Genomic DNA, 20,602 nt, shown 5'->3' with positions numbered 1-20,602 from the left:
ACAAATTTACGACTTTAATAACATAAGTTTGACACGTACTGTACGTTTTACCTCCCTTCCCAAGGCAGCATTTCTCAACATTACTAGAAACAAAGCTTTCACCTATACCTGGCTTCTTTTATTAAATGAATGCAGTAAACACCCGGTGAACCAAGACAACTCTTAGCGACCTTATGTATCATAGTATCACATTTTTTTAAAAGGAAAAATGTTTTTTTGTTACTTTTCAGAAAAATCTTTTTATTTAAAGAATTTCTTTATATTAAAATAAAGCTATAACCATAATTATAGCTTTATTCTTGAGCGTGGCTTTCTCTTCTCTTTTTCATCCACCAGCCTGCACCAACTATCACTCCGATTATAAGAATAACAAATATTAAACGATCAACATCATGCAAATATTTTTGGATTTTTTCAATATCTCCAAGTCCTCCTACATAGAGCAAAAAAACAAACCACGGAAAAATGCCTAAGGTGCTGTATAAAACAAAGTCCCTAGATTTGATTTTACTAAGACCTGCCAAATAGGTTATATAGTTTGCGATACTGATGGGACGAGAAATCGTAATACTCCATTTTCCATATTTATGAAACCATTTTTGGGCACGCTTTATATTTTTTTCACCAAACCAGCGCTTGGTAATAGATTCAAACCTGTATCCCATAACGAACGGAATATAGTTGAATGCGATATAAATAACGGTATTGACAGCTGAAACAATAAGGATTTTCCATATTGAGAGCTGCAGCACCGAGCCAATAAGCAAAATCGATAACGTACACGGAAAAGGAATTGCCGCAGCTTCGATTGCTGTAGCAATAAAGATGCCCACTATGCCTAAATTTTGTACAAAATCAATAAACCCTTGCACCTTTTTTCTCCTTTCAATCATACAAATTTCACGTTCTTTCATCATAACTCAAACTATTCAAAATTTCACGATTTCAAAGCAATTTTACTAGTAAAAAAAGCTCATACGCACCCGTTTGCTATATTTGATTATCTTCTATCATATGCAGTTTATAAGTGAAGTAACGCAAAAAAAGAAAATAGCAGAAAAAAGACTCTTTTATTAGTTGTAATAAAAGAGTCTTTTCTGTCCTACTATTATTTAACTTTAGCAATAATTTTCCCTTTCACATGGCGGTTTGATAGCTCTTCTAATGCACTTGGCACTTCTTTTAACGAGATGATGCGCTCAATCATCGGAGCTACTTTCTTCTCTGCTACTAATGCTAAAAGCTCATCACCCATTTTTGCTAAATCCGCTTGCGCAATCATGTCATCAATGTGATGTGCAGCATTTAAAGCTACTTCATGATAAGAAATCACCTTTGTAAAAGGCTTTACTTTTGTATAATCAGGTGCACCAGCAATATGTGCTAAATGTCCTCTATAGGCAATCATATCTAAAGAATCCGTTGCGTTCTTTGCGCTCACCGTATCAAGCACAGCATCTAAGCCGCGGCCATTTGTCAGCTCCAATACTTTTTCCACGACGTTTTCCTCGCGATAATCAATTACATAATCAGCTCCTAACGACTTCACATACTCATGATTATGTAATGAAGCTGTTGAGAAAACGGTTTTTCCAGCGTTTTTAGCAAGCTGTACGCCAAAGCCTCCTACGCCTCCAGCTCCTCCATGAATTAAGATGGTTTGAATATGGTTCATTGGAAGTTTACGAAATAGTGCTTCATAAGCTGTGTAACCTGCAGTAGGCAAAGCAGCAGCTTCTTCAAATGTAACAGCATCAGGAATGCGCGAAATTGAATGAGCAGTCGTAACCGCATATTCAGCATATCCGCCTTTTTTCATAAAGTCCCCGTGATAGACAACGTGGTCTCCTTTTTTCCAGTCAACTACTCCTTCTCCAACTTCATCAATTGTCCCAGCTACATCTAAACCTAGAATGTGAGGATATGTCCAATGAGGGTTTCCGTTAGTAGCCGTTTTATAATCTACGGGATTAAGTCCCACTGCGTGAACTTCAACTACTACTTCCCCTTTATTTGGAAGAGGTTTTTCTATTTCTTCTACTTTCATTTCTGTCCATTTATTTTTATCTTGCAATAATAATGCTTTCACAGTCTAACTCTCCTTTTTAAATCATTTGCCTAGCGTTGCTTTAATTATTCTATCTAAAAATGATTTGCTTACTATTTTTATTTTAAAGAGAGCTTGTCTATAATACAAATTAGAAAATAAATAGATATCCATAAATAAATTTATAAGAAAGGATGACATAAATGATTGATTTTGAATGGTATCGCAGCTTTATTAGCATTTACAAATATCGATCTGTTTCTGAAGCAGCCAGAGCGAGGATCTTAACGCAGCCGGCCATGAGTCAGCACTTAGCTGCTTTAGAAGCTGAAATAGGCGAAGGTTTATTTATCCGTGCACCGAGAAAGATGATTCCAACAGAAAAAGGTAAAGAACTGTACACGCGTATTGTCCCGTTAATTGAAAGCCTAGAAGCTGCTTCAATTGAACTAAAAATGACCGCTTCATCTCCCGACGCGCTGCCGGTCGTAAAAATTGGTTCTCCCGTAGAGTATTTTACCGAACAAGCTTTAGAAAGAATAAAAGATGCAGGTATCCGCTGCTACAGCCAGTTTGGTATTGCTTCTGTTTTGCTTGAAAAGATACAAAGCGACGAAATTGATATTGCGATTACAACCCAAAGATTGCAAATACCTGGAATTGAATATACGGTCATTGAAGAAGAAGAGTTTGTCTTAACCGTCCCTCCTTCTTTTGAAATGACAGCTAGTAAAGACGTAGAAGATTTTTTATATAATCAGCGGTGGATTAGCTATGGTCTTGAACTTCCTATTATCAGGAGATTTTGGCGGCAGCATTTTAAAAAACGACCTGAAATTCAGCCTCATCATGTAATTCCAAATCTTCAAACGGTGTTAAAAGCCATTCAGCACCACATGGGAATCAGCCTGCTTCCCCGCTATTTGATTCAAGAAGCGCTCCGAGAAAAAAAGGTGAAAATTGAACTTGAACATTTAGCGGTAAAAAATCAGATCTTTCTTGCTTATAAACTTAAGCATCGAGATCATCCAGTCATTCAAAAAACGATACGCTCGTTAAAAAAAGAAGAGGTTGAGAAATAATGACATGAATCCATTCTAAAGACGAACAAACAGGATACATGAGCTGAACCGCTTGTGACACCGCAGTTGATTTCCATGCAAGGCTTCGCTTTCCGCGTGCGGCCGCTTACGCTCCTGCGGGGTCTCACCTGTTCCGCTTTTCCCGTAGGAGTCTTCACCTTGCCCTCCAATCAACTGCTAGAAGAAACGAAAACAGATGAAACCTACATTCACTATAACAAAAAAAAACGAACCACTAGTCAAACATGTTGATTAATGGCTCGTTTTTCACCTCGTCTAAAATCATTTTGTCCCAGCCTCTTCTTTTTTTGACAGTTGCTGTGCTGAATCTACTCCTACTAAATCTAAAAAGAAAATAAAAATAGGAATACCAAGAATCAGCCCCCATACGCCTAAGAAGTGTTCACCAAACACTAAAATGATAAACGTAATGAACGTTGGCAAGTTTGTTTTAGATGACATGAGCTTTGGATTTAATACATAGCTTTCAAGTGCGTGAAGTACTACCACCATAATTAACACAGATAGTACTTTTACACCGCCTCCTAAACTGTAAGCGATTGTACAAAGTGGAATGAGTGAAACAAATACCCCAAGAACCGGCACTAGCCCTAGTAGAAAGACCATAACGCCAAGTGCAAGCAAATTAGGAAACCCTAACACCCACAGCGCAATAACGGATAAAATGCTGTTCACAAAAGCGATAATAAACTGAACTTCTATTACCTTGCCGAAGGAATTAACAAATTTTCTCCCCAAATAGCCCGCTTCTTTGAAAAACCAGCCCAGCCTAGATTGTTCCAATTGGACAAATAATCGGTGAATCCGCGACTTTTCAAGTAAAAAGAATAGGCTTAACAAGAGTGCTAAGAAAACTTGTGCACTTACTTTTCCAATATTAGATAAATAGCTGTATACTAAATCAATATTCTGCTGAATATTCTCCGGTGATTTGAATCTCTTTAGATTATCGATAATATAGGTGACGAATGTATTATCAGGGGGGTGCTTGTAAAAATACATCAGCTTCTGTACAAGCTCGGTAACTTGCGTCATAATAACCGGGATGTATACATATCCTACAATACCGAGGGCCCCAATCAGTGCGATATAGATGACGATGAGTATAAGCGTTGAATTAAGCGGAAGCTTTCTTCTTAACGTTTGTTGAAAACGACCAATTAAAAAGGTAAAAATAAACGTAAATAACAGCAGCTGAAGCATACTTCTAATGCTGACAAGTAAAACTGTAATGATAATAAGCGTAATGATGCGAATAGTAAGTTTGTTGTGAAGCCAACTTCTTGCAATATTCATGAAACCTTCAATTCTCCTATCTCTCTTTTTCCCAAGTCATTTGTATACATATAAATAAAACGGATACGCTAGACGCTCATATCCGCTTTCGCTATATATAGTGTATCATTTAATATTCAAATTTTACTATATTTCGGCGCTTTTTATTATGTCTTTATTTTCTCTCCGCTATTCTTTTTCATTTTCCCATACATTATGATAAATTAGCTTGTCTAAATCCCTTCTTTTTTCCCAGTTAGCTTGTTCTAAGATTGGTTTCTCAGGGTATTTATCTGTATAGCCAATTGACATGAGCGCTACAGGATCAATATGAGGAGGAATATGTAAAATGTCACGTACATCATTTTTCTTATAAAAACTTACCCAACCCATTGCCAGTCCTTCTGCATATGAAGCAAGCCACATATTTTGAATCGCACACGCAGTTGACATCATATCGGTTTCTGGAATTGAGTTTCTTCCGAGAACATGAGAGCCCCCTCTTGTTGGATCACACGTTACGCAAATAGTTAATGGCGCCTCTTTTAATCCTTGAATCTTGAGCTCTAAAAAATCTTCTTTCTTTTCACCTTCATAATGAATAGCCAGTGCCCTTCTCTCTTTATCTGCTGCCCAGGCAAGTTTATTTTTCACTTCTGTATCAGATACTAATATAAAATTCCAAGGCTGCATAAACCCGACGGAAGGTCCGCTGTGAGCAGCCTGTAGAATGTTATAGACCGTTTCATTCGGAATCTCATCAGACAAAAATGTTCGTACATCTCTTCTTCCATAAATCGCTTTGTATACCGCTTGCTTTTCGTCGTTTGTAAACGAATTCATCTTCTTTAACCTCCATTAAATTCTCTTTTTAACTATTTTTCTAAAAAAACATTTAAAAAATGTGATCCAAACTTTATGTTTTCTCGTATTACTATATGAATCTATCATAAAGGAGGTTGCAAACATGTTCAACGACGTTTTAATGAACTTATTTAACGCGGTAAGCAGCATCATTAACACAATTGGATAATTTGATTGTACATATTTAGTAAGAGAGGAGGCATATTACATGCTAAACGAGGTACTTATGAACTTTTTTAACGCAGTAAGCAGTATCATCAACACAATCGGATAAAAAAAGCACAAAGAAAAGGGTAACTGCCATTACCACCGTCTTTATGCTTTACTAGTTCAAAATCATATATTTCATAATAAAAAGAACTCTTTGATTAGGAGTTCTTTTTATTTATCCTAACATGTTCCCTTTTATTTGTATATATGCCATGCCATTTCAACAGATTCACTTATATGTTGCAAGCATACACATAGGTCTGCAGCTCGTAGTGCAGTTCTTTTAAGTCTTCAGCTGCTTGAGTCAATAACTTCTTTCGCTGAGCTGTATACACATCTAGAATAGCTCTTTCTACTTTTACCTTTTCTTCATATAAAATATCTAACTTATCTTCATTTCCTTCAAGGGAAATAGGCTTTAACATAGCAAATTGATAAATGGGTTGTCCATAATCCAATTTTGTTAAAATAGAACCTACTAATACATCCTGCGAGCATTCATATACGAAGTTTAACAGCGTACTTAGTTCTTCAAGACGAGAAATATCCAGCTCTGCATTTTCGTTGATCACAGTCCCTATATATTGAAAGCACTCTTCTTCTAACTCATTATAAATAGTTGTGATGCGGTGCAATACTTCATTTAACTTCATAAAGTTCCCCCTTCACACACGCTTCTTGATACAACCATATGACAAAACTTGGTGTTTTATACTAACGAAAAAGCGAGGAATATAAACCTCGCTTCTTCTTTTTACCGATACATACTGGCAATATCTTCAATAAACATAAGCGGTTCTTCTTCTGTTAGTTGTTTAATTGGCGAATAATCCTCTCCACCAAAACTTTGATCTATGTCTTCAATAAACGAAGAAACTTCTTCCGACTCTTCACGATTAGCCGGCATTTCGTATTTTTGTAATTCTGTACGATGCACGACGGATAAAATATGGCGAGGAAATTGCTGCTTCGTTTTTCCAAAACAGTATACCGGCTTGTGTTTCAAAAAGCGTTCTACTTCCTCTTGCCGGTTATAAATGCTTCCATGATCACCCCAAGCTACCACAACCAGTTCAGCATCCTCCACTGCTTTTTGAATATATTCACCTGTTCTTGTTCCAACAGCTTCTTCTTTTGAAAGCATGCGTAAAAACGAAACATGGTCGGTTTGATAGCTGAATAAATAAACGATTTCTAAGACTCCAAATCCCCACTTTTGCGCCAGTTCTATGCATTTGGATACAGCTGTATCGTCGCTGTATTCATACGTATTTTCTGGAAATGACAAGATAAACGTAAGTTTACGTTCGTTTACTTCACTCCATTTGCATAATAGAGAGTATTTGTATGTGCCAGTTTCATCAAAAATAACTTCTTTTTTCACTGCTTCCATCCCCCTGCCTTCTTACAATCTTGTTACTTATCTATTGCAAATGAGCTAAGCAGTAATCGTAACCTTGACTGTTAAAAGTTTTATTTTATATGTATTTCAAAATCATGCCTTCATGACAACTTTTCTTCCATTTTTTTAAAAAGCAATTTTTTCTTCTATACATGCTTTTTACAGCTAGTGAACATTCACATATACATCTTTCCTCTTTTCGGACCTCCAGTCAAAATAGATAAAATCAAAAGAATGGTCTATAATAAAGAAATAACCAATGACCTTTTCACTCATGTTTTTGACAGTTACGGATTTTTTCTCAGCAGGTACGTTCAAAACTGATCCTCTGAGAAAATAGAAGATAATTTTGTGTAAAGAAAGGATTTTGTAAATGGCTACTACACACACATTTACAAGAGGAGAAGAAATTGCAAATGCGATTACACACGGCGTTGGAGCCGTACTCAGCATTGTCGGATTAACGCTTTTAATCGTACTTTCTTCGTTAGAAGGAACGCCTTGGCATGTTATCAGTTTTACTATTTACGGAGTAACCATGCTGCTTCTCTATGTCTCCTCTACGCTTGTCCATAGCTTTCCGGAAGGTAAGGTAAAAGATCTTTTTGAGATATTTGACCACTCTTCTATTTATTTGTTTATTGCCGGTACGTACACTCCATTTTTATTTATCGCAGTAAAAGGAACCACCGGCTGGACACTTTTTGGAATTGTATGGGGCATCGCTCTTGCAGGAATTGTATTCAAAGCTTTTTTTGTAAAGAAATTCCTTTTTATTTCCACCATTCTTTACGTATTTATGGGATGGATGATTGTGTTTGCTTGGGATTCGTTAACTCAAAACATTGCCCATCAAGGAATTGTCCTTCTCGTAGTTGGAGGCGTGTTGTATACAATCGGGGCTGTTTTTTACGTATGGCGAGGATTTCGTTTTCATCATATGATTTGGCATATGTTTGTTCTTGGCGGAACCGTACTCCACTTTTTAGCAATCATTTTATATGTATTGCCTATAACCAATTAAAAAAGGGCCTTCTGGCCCTTTTTTAATTGGTTATAGAATTCCTTACCACAGTTTTGCCATTTGAGTCACAAGCGTATAGACTCCTAGCACAGCCATAATAACGACCACAAAACCGCCAAAAACGGCAAGCCAAGTTGGATGCTTGTAATCGCCTACTATCTTCTTTTTATACGCCGCTATAAGCATCGTTCCAAGTGTAATAGGTAAGATTAGCCCATTTAATGCTCCAGCTAAAATAAGCAGCGTGACCGGCTGGCCAATCGTTAAGAAAACCAGGGTTGAAATCGTAATAAATGCAATGATAATCCAGTTTTCATATTTCTCAATCCTTTTACTGAAGGATTTAATAAAGGAAACCGATGTATATGCCGAACCAATAACTGAAGTGATAGCCGCCGCTGCCATGACAACACCGAATAATTTATAGCCAATATCCCCTGCGGCTAACTGAAAAACAGAGGCAGGTGGATTATCAGGATTCAGCTTTAGTCCTTGACTCAACACACCTAGTGTGGCTAAAAATAGAAAAATTCGAATGATCGAAGCAATCGTAATACCGGATACTGCTCCTCTTGTTACTTCAGGAATCGCGGCTTTTCCTTTGATTCCTGCATCTAATAAACGGTGACCTCCTGCAAATGTAATATATCCTCCTACCGTTCCTCCTACAAGAGTAACAATCGCCATTACGTCAATGTGATCCGGCCAAAATGTTTTAGATACTGCTTCTCCTAATGGCGGAGCGGAAGAAACTGCAACATACACCATTAAAACAATTAATATTCCACCCATTAATTGAGCAAATCGATCCATTAATTTTCCGGCTTCTTTGACTAAAAAAATTGCGATAGAAATGATGGCTGTAATGACTGCACCCGCTTTAGGAGAAATGCCAAATAGTGCATTGAAGCCAAGACCCGCTCCTCCTACATTTCCAATATTAAATGCTAAGCCCCCGATTACAATTAAAATAGCAATAAATAAGCCGAGGCCTGGCAAAACATTGTTAGCGATATCCTGTGCTCTTTTTTCTGAAACGGCAATAATACGCCATACGTTTAGCTGAACGCCAATGTCTAATAAAATCGACAGTAAAATGACAAAACCAAAACTTGCGGCGAGAGCTTGTGTAAAGACCGTTGTTTGAGTTAAAAAACCTGGCCCCACTGCTGAAGTAGCCATTAAAAATGCTGCTCCGAGCAGCACGCTCCAGTTGCGTTCTTTTTTCATGATGTCACCTCATTGTGGTTGAATAATAATTTGTTCTTCTTTTAGCTTGTCACAAATAGCTTTGGCAAATTCAACAGCATGTGCACCGTCTCCATGAATACAAACGGTATCTGCTTGAATGGGAATCTCTTCATTTTGCACAGTAAACACTTTCTTTTCTTTGACCATTTTAATTACTTGAGAAATAGCCGCTTCTTCATCTTGAATCACGGCGTTTTCAACGTTTCTCGGCGTCAGCATACCGTTCTGTTGATAGGTTCGATCTGCAAATACTTCCTGAGACATACGCAAGCCTATTTCGTTTCCGGCTTTAATCAATTCACTTCCAGCCAAACCATATAAAATAGCTTCCTCACTAACATTATAAACGGCTTCAGCAATAGCTTTAGCTATGTCTCGATCTCCTGCAGCCATATTATATAAAGCGCCATGAGGTTTCACATGATGAAGGGCCCCTCCTTCTGCACGTATAAAAGCTGAAAGAGCCCCCATTTGATATACCATCAAATCATAAGCTTCTCGAGGCGTAATTTTCATATATCTACGTCCAAATCCAGCTAAATCTTGCAATCCGGGGTGCGCGCCAATCGCCACATTTTCACTCAAAGCCAGCTTTACTGTTTCTCTCATAACCGAAGGATCTCCGGCATGAAAACCACAAGCAATGTTTGCAGACGTTACATAGCGTAAAATTTCTTTATCATTTCCTAATCTATAGTTCCCAAAGCTCTCCCCTAAGTCACAGTTCAAATCAACGGTAGCCATCTTCTTCCTCCTTATATTTTCATTCGAAGTGCTCTTTTAATATGATTTATTTTCTTTTCCTGCTCCATGTATAAATACTGCGCTTCATCCAGTGAAATTGCTTGAAAAGAAACCTTTTTCCCTGGAGAAATTTGCGCCAGCGCTGAAAAATCTGCAGTTGCTACCTGTCCGATTCTAGGGTATCCTCCTGTGGTTTGATGATCTGCTAATAAAACAATGGGCTGCCCTTCTTTTGGTACTTGAATCGTACCGAACGTCACAGCGCTAGAGAGCAGCTCTTTTTCTTGACCAAGAACTAATTTCTTCCCTTTTAGCCTATAGCCCATACGGTCAGATTGAGGGGTAACGTCAAATTCTTGATTAAAGAAATGTTGTTGACTTTCTTTTGTAAACCAATCAAATTCTGCACCTTTCATCGTGCGGATAATAGGCGTCTCGTATGAAGGAAGAAGTTTAGGATGAATCGTCCAAAAAGCCTGCTGAAAAGAGCGGTCCGTTTGCTTTTTCACCAGTTTCTTTATAATTGCTTCCCCTGTTTCTGTAGGAGGGTGGCTTAATACTTCGTCCCCTGACTGTAATGCTTTACCATGCAGCCCGCCTATCCGAGCGCGGAGTGAAGTAGATGTACTTCCCATAACTGCAGGAACATTAAAAGCACCGGAAACCGATAAATAAGAACGGCATCCTAAAATCGGAACACCAAACTGCAGCACGCTCCCTTTTTTGACATATAAAGGTCGCCACATCTTTACGGCTTCATCATTAACAGTTGGCGATAAATCCCCTCCCGTCAGGGCAATCAAAGCATCTTGCTGAAATTCAATTTTTGGTCCCATTAACGTAATTTCAATAACCGGCTGATTTTCTTGATTTCCTACTAATAAGTTGGCAATCCTTAAAGCAACTTTATCCATTGCCCCGCTGACAATCATGCCGTCCTTTTGATATCCATGTCTGCCGATATCTTGAATCGTTGTTAATAAACCGGGACGTATCACTTTAATACTCATCTTCATCCACCTCCTTTTGGGCTTCATATTCCGTTTCAGAAATGGAAACAAATCGGATACGATCACCTGCTTGAAGCAAGCTTGGCGAATCATTTTTTGGGTTAAATAGTGTAAGAGGAGTACGCCCGATTAACTGCCATCCTCCAGGTGTCTCGATTGGGTACACGCCGGTTTGCATTCCTGCGATGCCAACTGACCCTTTTGGGATGCTGTTTCTCGGTGATTCTTTTCTTGGAGTCGCAATTTCTTCGCTCATCCCTCCCAAGTAAGGAAAACCAGGAGCAAAGCCTAGCATATACACCAAATATTCTCCATTTGTATGAATGGAGATAACTTCATCAGGCGTTAATGAATGAAAAGCAGCTACTCTCTCTAAGTCCGGTCCGTACTTTCCTCCGTAACACACCGGAATTTCAATTTGTCTAGCGACTGCTTCAGATTTTTCTTCCTGGCGGAAAAGCAGTTCTTCAATATATATAGATATTGCTGTGTAAGGATTTCTTCTTCCTTTTTCACTCATTATCCAAGGATCATAATAGATTGTAACTGTTGTAAAAGCCGGCACATATTCAATCATTCCCTTACATAATGATTGCTCTAGCACCTCAGTAAATTGCTGAATACGTTTATGTATGCCGAAATTAATTTCGTCTCCAAATGAAACGACAATGCCGCTGTCACCAAGAGGATAAAGTCGATAATCGTGACTCATTCCGTCTCCTCCTTTTTACTTAGTATTGTTTGAGCAGCTCCCTTTAATGCTGTAGTTAGATACATTCATTAGAATTACTAATGTAATTGTTGTTTTTAAATAACATTTTCTTATATATCTAATAAAAAAAAGAACAATAAATCTCTATCTTGTATGGATAACATTATACAAATATAAAATAATCTTATGTTCTACTAAAACAAACTCCAAAGAAAAATTCAACCTTTTTAAAGTTTTATCGTCAAAAGGATCACGTTTTTTCAATTTTCTCCATAAAAAAACTGCTTTGTTTTTTATACCAAAGCAGTTTTTTGTAAACATATACAAAAAGGAAAAACTCATGGGCAGTAAAACATTATATACCCCTGCGAGCAAAATCTACAAAACGAAACTTATCAAGACGATGACGTGATTCCGTATATTGAAAAAGGCTTGCATCTTCTAAATACACATAGTTTCTTACTACCACAATATGTTCATAGTCTTTTAAATCTAAGTAACACTTATCTTCGTCCGTCAGCTCGTCAACGGAAATTTCTTTTTTGGCAAAGCTTATTTTTAGCCCAAGATCTTTTTCTAAGTATTCATAAATAGAGCCTTTACATATGTCTTTTGTGAGGTGAGGAACATACTTTTTATGAAAAAAATCTTTATCTAAAATAATTTTCTCCCCATCGATTTCCCGCGCTCGAACCACTTTCCATATAAGATCTTTTTTCGTCGCCCCAAGCTGTGTGCACAAATCTTGATCGGCCTTAACTAATTCAAATTCTTTTACAATAGTAATCGATGTATGTCCTAGCTTTTCCGCCATTTCCTTGAAGCTAACAAGTCCTGATACTGGAAAATCAAAGCGTGATACGTCCAATACAAATGAGCCTTTTCCTTTCATTTTTTGAATGTACCCATTTTGTGAAAGTAAATTTAACGCTTTCCGTATCGTTTCACGAGACGTTTGATACTGTTCAACAAGCTCATTTTCAGAAGGAAGTTTCATATTAGGACGCCAGTCACCACGTTTAATTTTATCGACTAACTGTTCGTAAATACTGATAAATTTATTTTCTTTCAATTGCCATCACCTATTTTACTTTCTATATATACCCAATTGTATAAAAAGAACGATAGATTGTCACCCATCGTTCTTTTTACTTTTTTCTCTATTTTTTTAAATGATACACGATTGATTCATACGGCCGAAGTAAGACTTGCTTGAATTCCTTTGATGAATCTTTGTAGTTAGACAGCAATATTTCACTATGATATCCTTCAAAAGTTATATCTTCTGGCAGTTCAAAGGCTGTTTCGCTGCCGTAGAAATTATTTATCACCAACAGCTTTTCACCTGCTCCATTTCGGATATAAGCAAAAATCTGCTCGTCTTCTCCAAGAATCAATTCATAGTTTCCATAGGTAATAATCTCATACTGCTTGCGCAGTGCAATAAGCTTTTGATAAAAATAAAAAATTGAATCTTCATCATCTAACGCTTTTTCCACATTAATTTCACGGTAGTTATCGGCCGGATTAATCCATGGCTTTCCTTTTGTAAAACCTGCATTTGGCTCATCGCTCCATTGTACCGGTGTACGGGAATTATCTCTTGATTTATGTTTTAAAATCTCCAAAATTTCATTTTCGTTCATTCCTTGTGCACGTTTTATCTCATACACATTTAATGACTCCACATCTCTATATTCATCAATAGAGGAAAACTTCGGGTTTGTCATACCGATTTCTTCCCCTTGATAAATATAAGGTGTTCCCTGCATCAGATGAATGGCTGCAGCGAGCATTTTGGCAGATTTATTATGATAGAGTTCATCGTTTCCATAGCGGGAAACAACGCGAGGCTGATCATGGTTGCACCAAAATAGTGCATTCCATCCCCCTCCTTTATTCATCTCCCTTTGCCAAGTTGATAGAATCTCTTTTAATTTAATAAAATCAAAATCTGCTAGCGCCCACTTTTCTCCGTTTGGGTAATCGACTTTCAAATGATGAAAATTAAACGTCATGCTAAGCTCGCCCCGGTCCGGATGAGAATATTGAATACAGTGGTCAACAGTTGTCGACGACATTTCCCCAACGGTCATGCTATCGTATTTTGAAAAAACTTCTTGATTCATTTCTCGCATATATTCGTGAACGCGAGGACCGTCGGTATAAAATTTCCGTCCATCTCCTGGGGCGATAGAACCATCATCATCTAAAAAGCGCTGATCTTTTGAAATTAAGTTAATAACGTCGAGACGGAATCCATCTACTCCTTTTTCAAACCAAAACGTCATCATATCGTACACGCTGCGGCGCACACGCTCATTTTCCCAGTTCAAATCCGCTTGCGTGACATCAAACAAATGCAGATAGGATTGTTCTGTCAGCTTATCATGCTCCCACGCCGAACCTCCAAATTTTGAAACCCAATTCGTCGGAGCACTTCCATCTTCTTTTTGATCTTTCCAAATATAAAAATCTCTGTACGGGTTATCTTTCGATTTTTTAGCTTCTTGAAACCATTCATGTTCAGTTGACGTATGATTAACGACAATATCCATGATGATTTTAAGATCCCGCTTATGCGCTTCTGTTATTAAACGATCGAAGTCCTCCATTGTTCCGTATTCTTCTTGAATAACAAAATAATCACTTATATCATATCCATTGTCCCGCTGCGGCGATTTATAAATTGGCGTTAGCCACACAACGTCTACGCCAAGCTTTTTCAAATAATCTAGCTTTTCAATAATTCCAGCTATATCACCCACGCCGTTGCCAGTCGTATCATAAAAGCTTTTAGGGTAAATTTGATAGACAACCGATTTTTTCCACCAAGGTTCTTGCATTTTTAACACCACCATTTAATTCTTTGGATTATGTTGAAACGATTCTGTAGCCGCGACAGTTGATGTAACGGTTGATTTTTTCTGAAGCTTTCCAAGCGTTAACGTTAAAAGAAACGGCACCACAATTACGATTATCATTCCAATAATAAAAGCTGGCCAGCTCTGCGGAACAATTGATAACGGAGCAGGGATACCACCAATTCCCACCGATGCTGCTTTCACTCCCGCCACGGATATGACGACACCTGCAATAGCTGAACCAATCACTGCAGAAATAAAAGCAAATCTAAAGCGTAAATTCACACCAAACATTGCAGGCTCCGTAATGCCAAGCCACGCTGAAATTCCTGACGTTAAAGACAGTCCTTTTAATTTCTCATCATTTTTTGAAAGAATCATTATCGCAAAAGCCGCAGAGCCTTGTGCAATATTAGATAACGCTACCATTGGCCATAAGAACGTACTTCCTACGCTTCCAATCAGCTGTAAATCTACCGCTAAAAATGTATGGTGCATGCCCGTAATAACAAGGGGAGCATATAAGCCTCCGTATACAAGCCCTCCAATAAATGGAGCCGTTTTAAACAGCCATACAACTGCACCTGTAATAACATTTCCTATTGCAAATGTAATCGGACCAATCACAATAAAAGCGAGAAACCCTGTTACTAAAAGAGCTACAGGCGCTACAATTAAAAGCTGAAAACCATCCGGTATTCGTTTTCGTAAAAACAATTCGATTTTTGCTAACACAAACGAAGCAGCTAACACAGGTAAAACCTGCCCTTGATAGCCAACTTTCTCAACGTGCAGACCAAATAAATTCCACGTATCGATACTTCCTTTTTTTAATGCTTCTCCATAAGACCAGGCATTTAGCAAATCAGGGTGTACAAGCATGAGCCCAAGGACAATTCCAAATAAAGGGCTTCCTCCAAAACGCGTAACAGCTGACCACCCAATAAGAGCTGGCAAAAAGGCAAATGCCGTATTGGCAATTAAATTAATCATGCTCGCGAAGTCTTTCCACTGTGTATGAACATCTACGATTGATTTATCATCGTAAAAAATTCCGGCTCCTGTTAGTACATTATTGATTCCCATCAATAAACCCGCGGTTACGATGGCCGGTAAAATGGGAATAAAGATGTCAGCTAATGTTTTTATTGCGCGCTGCAGCGGATTTAAGTTTTTAGCCGCTTCGTTTTTCACTTCTTCTTTAGATAGTTCACCTATACCTGTAAGCGTCACCATTTCTTTATATACTTTATCAACCGTGCCTTGACCAATAACAACTTGAAACTGGCCGTTTGTAGAAAAAGATCCTTTTACTAATTCGTGCTCATCTAGCATACGTTGATTGACTTTATCTTCATCTTTTAAAACAAGTCGAAGACGCGTTACACAATGCGTTGCAGCAGAGATATTTTCTTTTCCGCCAACGGCTTCTACAATGCGTTCAACAGATTCTCGATTCATGTCTTTTCCCCCTTGTTTCCGTTTTCATTTTACTCCTGTATTTCCTATCCCCTATATAAATCTCAGCACAAACCTGTATATACAAGTTTTATGTTTTTATTCTAACCTGTATATACAAGTTCGTCAACAAAAAATAAAATTACTTCTTTTTCATTTCATGATATAGTCAAAAAGCAAAGTATATGGAAGGAGACGTTGCAATGCTGCAAGTAAGATTAATGGGAAAACAAGAAGAAATTAATGAAGCGATCAAACAGTTTGAACAGAACTACCATATAGAACATCAGTCAAAAGAATATACGCGAAGCGCTAATCCAAAGTACGAGCACAAAAAAGATACTCGGGTGTATCTTTCCATGCATTTAAAGGATAAATAAAAAGCACAAGAGCATGCTATGCTCTTGTGCTTTTTATTTTATATCGAAACAATTTGATGAGAATAATGGCTCTCAGGACCCGTAACTTTTTTTGTTAACTGAATTATTTTTCGTAATTCATCAATTGGAACTTGCCCAGGAGCTGAGCTGCTTTTCCCTACAGCGAAAGTAACAGAAGATCCGTACATCCACCCGACGATCCGGCTAATAGCTCCTAACCCTCCCATCGACATGGTAATGAGAGGAATGGTGAGCTCTTTTTCAGCCTCTCTTGTAGCTTCCAATAAAGTTAAAACATCTTGATTGTTCTGAGGCATGACAGCCGCTTTCGCTGCATCTGCTCCGTAAAATTCAGCTAGAAATAAGCTTTTAAAAATTTCCGCTTTAGGAGGCGTAAAAGAAAAATTATGATAAGAAAGCACAAGTTTCTTATTATTTTCCTTGGAAACTTCACGTAAATAGCGGATATGCTCTGGCTGATTTGATACTTCAAAATCAATAATTGCTACATATGGATGCTTACATACCTCTGCAAGTATGGCTACTACTTCCTTTTCTGATAAGGAAATAGGCTGCCCCCCTTCTTTTTGAGAACGTACAGTAAGCAAAATAGGTGTGCGCTCACTATTTTCATATATATCCTTAGCTGCAGAAAGGACGCTGTTTATATCTTGAATTTCTTCGTAAAAATCTAAGCGCCATTCAATTATATCCGGTTTTTTTAATAGAATTTCCGCTAGCTCTGTTAAAAGCTCTTTGCGATCTTTGCCCACTAAAGGCGTACAAATAGCGGGAGAATGAGCTCCTTCTCCTCGTTCTAGCATAGGAACAGCTCCTTTTTATCAAAGTTAAATGTTTCCGTTTTCATTTCAGCATTTGTTCCATACTTGTTAAACAGATACATGGTGTACTTTCTTATCCGGTGAGTAAATATCCATGATGTTCCAATGTCCTGACGTTGGTACAGGATTGTTTAACATTGCCACATCAATTACAACTGGTCTATTAGAAGCAACAGCTCTTTGAAGTGCCGGTTTAAACTCTTCGGCTGACTGAATTTTTATACCTTCTACTCCATAAGCTTTAGCGATACTTGCAAAGTCAGGAGAATATACCTCTCCATCTTTTTCAAATACCGTGCCTAGAGTAGTTCCAAAATGTGCTTTTTGCAGTCCCGCGATCGTACCAAACGCAAAGTTGTTCATAATGATCCACACCACAGGGATATTCTCTTCGGCTGCCGTAGCAAGCACAGCTGGATTTTGGCCGAATCCCCCGTCTCCTACTAGAGAAACAACTACTTTATCAGGCTGAGCTACCTTTGCTCCTAAAGCTGCCGGCGCTCCAAATCCCATTGTGGCAAAACCTCCTGGAGTTAATATACTTCCAGCTTCATAGATTGGAAACTGCTGTCCTACCCCATTCTTATTCCAGCCTACATCAGTAGTAATATAGGCATCTTTCGGCAGAACTTCGCGGACTTCATTTAAAATTCGCTGCGGCTGCATTGGGAATGAATTGTCGTGAATATATTCTTCATTGCTAGCTTTAAACTCTTCACGATAAGAAGCAATCTCTTTGATTAATGCTTCATTTTTTACTCCTTCCGGAATAAGCTGTTTAGCTACGCGATTTAAGACTTTAAGGGCTTGTTTTAAATCAGCCACTGCACCGATTTCGGCAGGGTAATTACGCCCTATCTCGCTAGGATCAATATCAATATGAAGCAATTTTGTTTTTGAAAAATCAAACGTATATTCCGGCTCCCAGGAGCTAGAATCTGCTTCTGCAAATCGTGTTCCTAATGCTAAAATATAATCAGCAGTCCGACACTTTTCATTGATAAACTTCGTGCCCCAAAAACCAGTCATCCCTAGAGTCAAGTCATGATCATCTGGAAGTGCTCCTTTGCCCATTAAGGAGTGGGCTACCGGAATGTTCAAGTGGTCCACAAGCTCTTTTAATTCATTTGCTGCATCTGCTAATAGGATGCCTCCGCCTACATATAACACTGGATTTTTAGCATTAATTAATTTTTGTACAATACTCTTTGCCGTTTCATCATCAATAGAAGGTTTTTGCAAAGATTTCGTTTGGCGATGCAATCGATCAAATAAAGCAACATCGATCTTTTTTGAAAAGATATCCATAGGTACAGATACTAATACAGGGCCAGGATTTCCACTTTCCGCTAGTAAAAATGCTTTCTCTAATATTTCTGGAAATAAATCTGGCCGGTCAACTCTCCATGCACGCTTAACGAATGGACGATAAATTTCATATTGGGAAGCATCAGCATGTAAATTTACCTCTTGATGCGGATGCTTTCCATAATAATGAGTAGGAACATCACCAGCGATGACCACCATTGGAATTGAGTCTAACGCTGCATTGGCTACACCTGTAGCAGCATTTGTTAAGCCAGGACCTAAGTGACTTAATACTACTGCTGCTTTTTTCGTCACACGTGCATAGCCATCAGCTGCATGCGCTGCAATTTGTTCGTGTCGAACGTTGATAAATTTAATTTTGCTTTCTTCTAAGGCTGTTAGTACCGCTATGTTTGTATGACCACACAAACCAAAAATATGCTCAATGCCTCGTTCCTCAAGATAATTTACTAATTGATGTGATATTAATTTTTCCATTCTATATCCCCCTTTAAATTCACTATTTATTTTTTTAGGTAATAAACTCAGCTACGATAGCTGCAGGACAATCATTTTTGTTTCTGTCATATCTTCAATCGCAAATCGAGGTCCTTCTCTACCAACGCCGCTGTCTTTTATCCCGCCGTACGGCCAATGGTCGAGCCGAAAATTAGAGGTCCCATTAATCACAACTCCTCCTACTTCTAAAGATTCAGCAACACGGTAAGCTAAATCCATTTGATTTGTAAACAGCCCTGCTTGCAAACCGAATGATGAATCATTTGTTTCCCGAATAGCTTCTTCAATATCTTGATAAGGAATGATGCTCACCACAGGCCCAAACACTTCTTGACACACCACTTTGCTTTGTTTAGGAGGATTTAATAGAACAGTAGGTTCTATAGAAGCCCCTGTCTTTTTACCACCGCATATCAGCTTTGCACCTAGAGCGACTGCTTCTTCAATCCAAGCCAAAACTCGGTTTGCTGCTTTTTCATCTACTAAACATCCAACATCCGTCTGCGGCAGCAGAGGATCACCAACTTTTAAAGACGTTACCTCATTGTTCAGAAGCTCTGTAAATTCAGAAACAACTGAGTCATGTACATAAATACGCTGAACTGAAATACAGCTTTGACCGGAGTTGCTAAACCCTGTTCTCCCACACATTTCAGCAGCTTTCTTAATGTCGGCATCTTCATGAACAATCGTTGAAGCATTTCCTCCTAATTCTAGAAGCACTTTTTTCATTCCAGCCAGTTCACATATATTTCTGCTTGCCACTGTTCCACCGGTAAAAGAAATTATATTTACACGGTCATCTTTTACGATTTGCTGTCCTGTTTCTACTCCCCCTAAAACCATATTAATAGCGCATTCAGGCATTCCAGCTTCTAATAATAGAGCTATAAATTCTGAAGCAACTAGGGCTGTTTGCGGAGCTGGTTTTAAAATAACACTGTTGCCAGCAGCAAAAGCTGGTCCAATTTTGTGGCATACTAAATTCAAAGGTGCATTAAAAGGAGTAATAGCAGCAACAACCCCGACAGGCACACGGAATGTGGAAGCTATCGCTTTTCCCCCTCGTTCGGAAGCATCTCCTGGTATCGTTTCACCGATAAGCCTTTTTGCTTCTTCCGCAGATTGCTCTAATGTTTCTACAGATCGAGATACTTCATCCAACGTATTCTTCAGGGGTTTTCCTAACTCATTTGAGATGAGAGAAGCAAACTTTTCTTTTTGCTTTTCCAAAAGCCGTGCTGCTTCTTTTAAAATTTTGGCCCTTTCATATGAAGACAGACTCGCAATTGTTTTTTTAGCTTCATAGGCAGCTGATAGCGCTCGTTCAACATCTTCTGGCGTTGCTATAATTTGCTCACCAATTACTTTCTGCGAATACGGACTTTTAATACTTACTGCTGATCGATTACCTTCAAGCCATTCTTTATTTACATAAGGTCTTGCTCGTCTAAAGCTCATTGTGATCTCTCCTTTTAACAATTGACCTGACCCTTTTTAGATCGATCTAATTTTATGTTAGATCGATCTAAATTTTGATGCAGTTTTCTATAAATCCTATTGATTTAAAGTAATAACTCAATTTGTAA

Annotated in this window: 19 protein-coding genes and 1 pseudogene; 3 read left to right on the top strand and 17 right to left on the bottom strand. The window is 38.2% G+C overall.

Annotated elements, in window-relative coordinates; all coding sequences use genetic code 11:
• Window positions 1–293 precede the first annotated feature (293 nt).
• Window positions 294–872, bottom strand: a complete 579-nt coding sequence (locus tag OK414_RS04775; protein WP_016763242.1) for a DedA family protein — start codon at window positions 870–872, stop codon at window positions 294–296.
• A gap of 236 nt (window positions 873–1,108) precedes the next feature.
• Complete coding sequence (locus OK414_RS04770) at window positions 1,109–2,089, bottom strand: zinc-binding dehydrogenase (protein WP_263045676.1); 981 nt, start codon at window positions 2,087–2,089, stop codon at window positions 1,109–1,111.
• Window positions 2,090–2,250: 161 nt separating this feature from the next.
• Here OK414_RS04770 and OK414_RS04765 point away from each other — a divergent pair, with 161 nt between their 5' ends.
• Entirely contained in the window at window positions 2,251–3,129 is an 879-nt protein-coding gene (locus OK414_RS04765) for a LysR family transcriptional regulator (RefSeq protein WP_095380053.1), read from the top strand.
• Here the strand turns inward: OK414_RS04765 and OK414_RS04760 are convergent.
• From OK414_RS04760 to OK414_RS04740, 5 genes and pseudogenes are all read right to left on the bottom strand, one after another.
• Window positions 3,080–3,303, bottom strand: a pseudogene (locus OK414_RS04760) (hypothetical protein). The gene OK414_RS04765 and the pseudogene OK414_RS04760 sit on opposite strands and share 50 nt — an antisense overlap.
• A 108-nt stretch (window positions 3,304–3,411) precedes the next feature.
• Window positions 3,412–4,446: an AI-2E family transporter gene (locus OK414_RS04755; RefSeq protein ID WP_016763239.1), complete on the bottom strand. Its 1,035-nt coding sequence runs from the start codon at window positions 4,444–4,446 to the stop codon at window positions 3,412–3,414.
• Between the two features lie 168 nt (window positions 4,447–4,614).
• The gene (bluB, locus tag OK414_RS04750) at window positions 4,615–5,268 is read right to left on the bottom strand and encodes a 5,6-dimethylbenzimidazole synthase (protein ID WP_013055676.1); all 654 of its coding nucleotides are present in this window, start codon (window positions 5,266–5,268) and stop codon (window positions 4,615–4,617) included.
• Window positions 5,269–5,732: 464 nt separating this feature from the next.
• Window positions 5,733–6,152, bottom strand: coding sequence for a hypothetical protein (locus OK414_RS04745; protein ID WP_016763238.1), 420 nt, complete (start codon window positions 6,150–6,152; stop codon window positions 5,733–5,735).
• 101 nt (window positions 6,153–6,253) lie between these two features.
• Complete coding sequence (locus OK414_RS04740; protein ID WP_016763237.1) at window positions 6,254–6,892, bottom strand: DUF1643 domain-containing protein; 639 nt, start codon at window positions 6,890–6,892, stop codon at window positions 6,254–6,256.
• 382 nt (window positions 6,893–7,274) lie between these two features.
• Here OK414_RS04740 and trhA point away from each other — a divergent pair, with 382 nt between their 5' ends.
• On the top strand, window positions 7,275–7,925 hold the full coding sequence (gene trhA, locus OK414_RS04735) for a PAQR family membrane homeostasis protein TrhA (RefSeq protein WP_013055671.1): 651 nt from the start codon (window positions 7,275–7,277) through the stop codon (window positions 7,923–7,925).
• Between the two features lie 42 nt (window positions 7,926–7,967).
• Here the strand turns inward: trhA and OK414_RS04730 are convergent, their stop codons facing one another.
• The 7 genes from OK414_RS04730 to treP all read right to left on the bottom strand — a co-directional run bounded on the left by OK414_RS04730 (window position 7,968) and on the right by treP (window position 15,967).
• The gene (locus OK414_RS04730) at window positions 7,968–9,155 is read right to left on the bottom strand and encodes an NRAMP family divalent metal transporter (protein ID WP_034653999.1); all 1,188 of its coding nucleotides are present in this window, start codon (window positions 9,153–9,155) and stop codon (window positions 7,968–7,970) included.
• A 9-nt stretch (window positions 9,156–9,164) separates the two neighbouring features.
• The gene (locus OK414_RS04725) at window positions 9,165–9,920 is read right to left on the bottom strand and encodes a LamB/YcsF family protein (protein WP_034654001.1); all 756 of its coding nucleotides are present in this window, start codon (window positions 9,918–9,920) and stop codon (window positions 9,165–9,167) included.
• 11 nt (window positions 9,921–9,931) lie between these two features.
• On the bottom strand, window positions 9,932–10,930 hold the full coding sequence (locus tag OK414_RS04720; RefSeq protein WP_034654002.1) for a biotin-dependent carboxyltransferase family protein: 999 nt from the start codon (window positions 10,928–10,930) through the stop codon (window positions 9,932–9,934).
• Window positions 10,920–11,642 carry a 5-oxoprolinase subunit PxpB gene (pxpB, locus tag OK414_RS04715; protein ID WP_034654004.1) on the bottom strand — a complete coding sequence of 241 codons (723 nt, stop codon included), beginning with the start codon at window positions 11,640–11,642 and terminating at the stop codon, window positions 10,920–10,922. Before pxpB ends, OK414_RS04720 begins: the two co-directional genes overlap by 11 nt.
• 355 nt (window positions 11,643–11,997) lie before the next feature.
• On the bottom strand, window positions 11,998–12,714 hold the full coding sequence (treR, locus tag OK414_RS04710; RefSeq protein ID WP_013081972.1) for a trehalose operon repressor: 717 nt from the start codon (window positions 12,712–12,714) through the stop codon (window positions 11,998–12,000).
• An 88-nt stretch (window positions 12,715–12,802) separates the two neighbouring features.
• The gene (treC, locus tag OK414_RS04705) at window positions 12,803–14,488 is read right to left on the bottom strand and encodes an alpha,alpha-phosphotrehalase (protein WP_013081971.1); all 1,686 of its coding nucleotides are present in this window, start codon (window positions 14,486–14,488) and stop codon (window positions 12,803–12,805) included.
• 15 nt (window positions 14,489–14,503) lie between these two features.
• A complete protein-coding gene (treP, locus tag OK414_RS04700; RefSeq protein ID WP_034654009.1) occupies window positions 14,504–15,967 on the bottom strand; it encodes a PTS system trehalose-specific EIIBC component in 1,464 nt (487 codons plus the stop codon).
• 200 nt (window positions 15,968–16,167) lie between these two features.
• Here treP and OK414_RS04695 point away from each other — a divergent pair, with 200 nt between their 5' ends.
• Window positions 16,168–16,344 (top strand): YvzF family protein, encoded by a 177-nt coding sequence (locus OK414_RS04695; RefSeq protein WP_080743191.1) that lies wholly within the window; start codon window positions 16,168–16,170, stop codon window positions 16,342–16,344.
• A 38-nt stretch (window positions 16,345–16,382) separates the two neighbouring features.
• Here the strand turns inward: OK414_RS04695 and aroD are convergent, their stop codons facing one another.
• The 3 genes from aroD to OK414_RS04680 form a co-directional block, all read right to left on the bottom strand.
• The gene (gene aroD / locus OK414_RS04690) at window positions 16,383–17,168 is read right to left on the bottom strand and encodes a type I 3-dehydroquinate dehydratase (protein ID WP_016763227.1); all 786 of its coding nucleotides are present in this window, start codon (window positions 17,166–17,168) and stop codon (window positions 16,383–16,385) included.
• A 66-nt stretch (window positions 17,169–17,234) separates the two neighbouring features.
• Window positions 17,235–18,992, bottom strand: a complete 1,758-nt coding sequence (locus tag OK414_RS04685; RefSeq protein ID WP_034654011.1) for a thiamine pyrophosphate-binding protein — start codon at window positions 18,990–18,992, stop codon at window positions 17,235–17,237.
• 51 nt (window positions 18,993–19,043) lie between these two features.
• Window positions 19,044–20,474: an aldehyde dehydrogenase family protein gene (locus OK414_RS04680; protein ID WP_034654013.1), complete on the bottom strand. Its 1,431-nt coding sequence runs from the start codon at window positions 20,472–20,474 to the stop codon at window positions 19,044–19,046.
• Window positions 20,475–20,602: the final 128 nt, after the last annotated feature.

The sequence above is a fragment of the Priestia sp. JV24 genome (assembly GCF_025910025.1).
GTDB classification, from domain to species: Bacteria; Bacillota; Bacilli; order Bacillales; family Bacillaceae_H; genus Priestia; species Priestia megaterium.
Note: the sequence above shows the minus strand (reverse complement) of the source record. Positions and strands in the feature narration are given on the sequence as shown.